Below are 2,552 nucleotides of genomic sequence, written 5' to 3' on the forward strand. Positions count from 1 at the left end.
AAAAGCCACTCTTAATCGTGTCTTGGAACGAAATAGAGGCTTTTAAAGACTGCGTACATGGAGAATTAAAACAAGAATTACCCTCGAAAAGCCTATTTTTCCACTAAGTATTTATGCTCATTGCAAAGGTGAGATGCTCCCGATACCAGTGACCATGAATGGATTTGGCGACAGTTTTTAGTCAATAATAATGTTCGGGATGATTTAGGGCGCATTCTTGATAAAATGATCGAGTTTGGGACAAGAAAGCGTTATCAGTCAGCGCGGGAGATTTTACAAGATTTGACGGGACAATCACCAGCAACTTCAATACAATCACCAGCAACTCCCCGTTATTCTCCAACACCAGCAACCCCCGTTATTCAAACACCACCACCGCCTAAAGTTGCTGCTAATATTGTGCTTAAAAGTGCTAGGGGGGTTAACTATTCTCGATTACAGCAACTCCTAGCAGCAAGAAAGTGGAAAGAAGCAGACGAAGAAACAGGTAAAGTTATGTGTCGGGTCGCCGGAAGGGAAAGCGAAGGATGGTTGAGACGAGAGGATATTGATAATTTTCCCTGTGAAGATTTACGAACTATTAACCAACTTTGGCTAAATTATAGTAACGGTAAGTTTGGCTTCAGCGTCCAGAAAGACATCTATGAGAGTCTTGGTAGCACGATAAAGTATAATGGCGAAATAGAAGATGTGGAAGTATTGGAAAAGTTCGCCGATAGCGTCGGCTGGAGACAAGGAGGTAGGTGGTTGACAGGCCGACAATTAACTTTTAATTCAGCAGTCTTTAATTCAGCAGTCCCCAAGGGACACCTACCCGTACCTGGGGTTTTCGGTGGGGAGAAAAGTGTGTTTCTGGGTATTGCTGCGTGTGGTGTGCCTTTTCTCGCGCAAAGACTTGTAACCTTTAGGATATGACGATCTCAGGTCTTTTATCAAGTCTAATTTTAGTGCTTTTGATCAGGTAAACATCGCATTTTGCGGAACTCGATACCTGGCACTGATTGCTTCGCCAAGTCAAAGGAAGCTTTTTTCCGACAAAGATGTCATTGCGAGGGGGGATATTCACGTTAACCTTCATCTCTCAACCAATATCCCCCCGAAGCAATCTTTCTCGTCGTTATATTCAGGTAGAATGAATGATAAAAGTGGTGCGCTATAATTAGAACTTTTTCATTGAATAAAAAATCATGACTAAATTATTAGAACTTGCTCTCAAAAAATTAGCTACTCTGTCAGCAGATCGACAGGAAAATATTGCTCAATTAATCCTTAAAGAAATAGGGGAAAATATAGAAAATGAGCCAATAAAAGACAATGATTCCCCATCTTTACCCCCATCTATTGGGATGGGAGCTAGTGGAATGTCTGACCTATCAACTCGTTGCGAGGAATTATTGTGGCAGGACGAAAGATAATAGCAGATACCAGTGGAATTATTGCCCTATTAGACCGAGACGATCACTATCATTTTATTGTCGTAGAAGCGATCAGAAATCAGCAAGTTTTTGTGCCTGTGACGGTATTACCAGAAGTTGATTATAGCGGTTCTCGCATCTATGCGGCACACTTAAACCTTTGCTGATTAAGCTGTTCAGGATCGGGAATGTACCTCTTGTGAATCAGAAACGCTATATTTAGCGACTAAATATCTCGGTGAAAGAGTAGCTAGAGCTTTTTTGATGGATATTACACAGGGAAAATATAGTTTGCTTCCCTTCGATTTAGAAGATTTAGAAAAAGCTCTTAAAATTATGACTCGTTATCAAGATTTACCGTTAGGCTTAGTTGATGCTAGTTTACTGGTCATGGCAGAACGCTATTCTATTAACCAAATTCTGACATTAGACCACAGACATTTCAATTTAATTCAATCCGATAACATGAGCTACTTTATTATTCTGCCTTAAATATGAACTTGAGATTGCCATGATATCCATAACTCCCCACCTGCAAATTATTTTAGAAAAACTACAAACCCTTACTCCGCATTACACACTTATTTTCAGGAGTTAATATGAATACACCCCAAACAACAGCCGATGGCTTAAAAATTCTTTACCAACGTTATTATGCTAATAATCCAGAGCGTCAATTAGAATTAGAAAAAGCTCGCATTGATGACGAAGTAGCCAGAAAAATATTTAAGATCAAGGAAACATATCATCTTTCAACAAAGGCTTTAGCAGAATTAATTCATACTAATGAATCAATTATTGAAGCTTTAGAAAATGCTGACTATGAAGGAAACTCTTTTTTGTTGTTAAATCTCCTCGCTACATCCCTAAAAATGAAGGTTGAATTTGAATTAGTTCATTAGGTTTTTTTTAGGAATAGCATAACGCACCCTACACTCTTTGATTGCGAGAGGGTGAGACCAGCGTTAATCTTTATCTATCTAGGGTCTGCTGAATAAATCTAAAAACCTTGTTGGATAAGGCTTTTAGACTTTTTTGACCTCAAAAAGTGCCGACCATTGGAGGGATCGGGGGTAAAATTCAGGTACTTTTTCCCTGAAAATTAGGTAACTGACTACCTCAAAATCGGTAAAACCC

The 2,552-nt window shown here is 39.2% G+C and carries 5 protein-coding genes; all 5 read left to right on the top strand.

Annotation, left to right across the window (positions count from 1 at the left end; translation table 11 throughout):
* Positions 1-225 precede the first annotated feature (225 nt).
* The 5 genes from PX482_RS27125 to PX482_RS27145 all read left to right on the top strand — a co-directional run bounded on the left by PX482_RS27125 (position 226) and on the right by PX482_RS27145 (position 2,317).
* On the top strand, positions 226-915 hold the full coding sequence (locus PX482_RS27125; RefSeq protein WP_004159421.1) for a GUN4 domain-containing protein: 690 nt from the start codon (positions 226-228) through the stop codon (positions 913-915).
* A gap of 272 nt (positions 916-1,187) precedes the next feature.
* Positions 1,188-1,415: a hypothetical protein gene (locus PX482_RS27130; RefSeq protein WP_004159417.1), complete on the top strand. Its 228-nt coding sequence runs from the start codon at positions 1,188-1,190 to the stop codon at positions 1,413-1,415.
* Entirely contained in the window at positions 1,397-1,582 is a 186-nt protein-coding gene (locus tag PX482_RS27135) for a PIN domain-containing protein (RefSeq protein WP_288027329.1), read from the top strand. The genes PX482_RS27130 and PX482_RS27135 overlap by 19 nt, the downstream gene beginning before the upstream one ends.
* 97 nt (positions 1,583-1,679) lie before the next feature.
* On the top strand, positions 1,680-1,907 hold the full coding sequence (locus PX482_RS27140; RefSeq protein WP_288027331.1) for a PIN domain-containing protein: 228 nt from the start codon (positions 1,680-1,682) through the stop codon (positions 1,905-1,907).
* Between the two features lie 107 nt (positions 1,908-2,014).
* Entirely contained in the window at positions 2,015-2,317 is a 303-nt protein-coding gene (locus tag PX482_RS27145) for a hypothetical protein (RefSeq protein ID WP_288027333.1), read from the top strand.
* Positions 2,318-2,552: the final 235 nt, after the last annotated feature.

Origin of the sequence: Microcystis sp. M53602_WE12 (genome assembly GCF_030065455.1) — a bacterium.
GTDB classification, from domain to species: domain Bacteria; phylum Cyanobacteriota; class Cyanobacteriia; order Cyanobacteriales; family Microcystaceae; genus Microcystis; species Microcystis aeruginosa.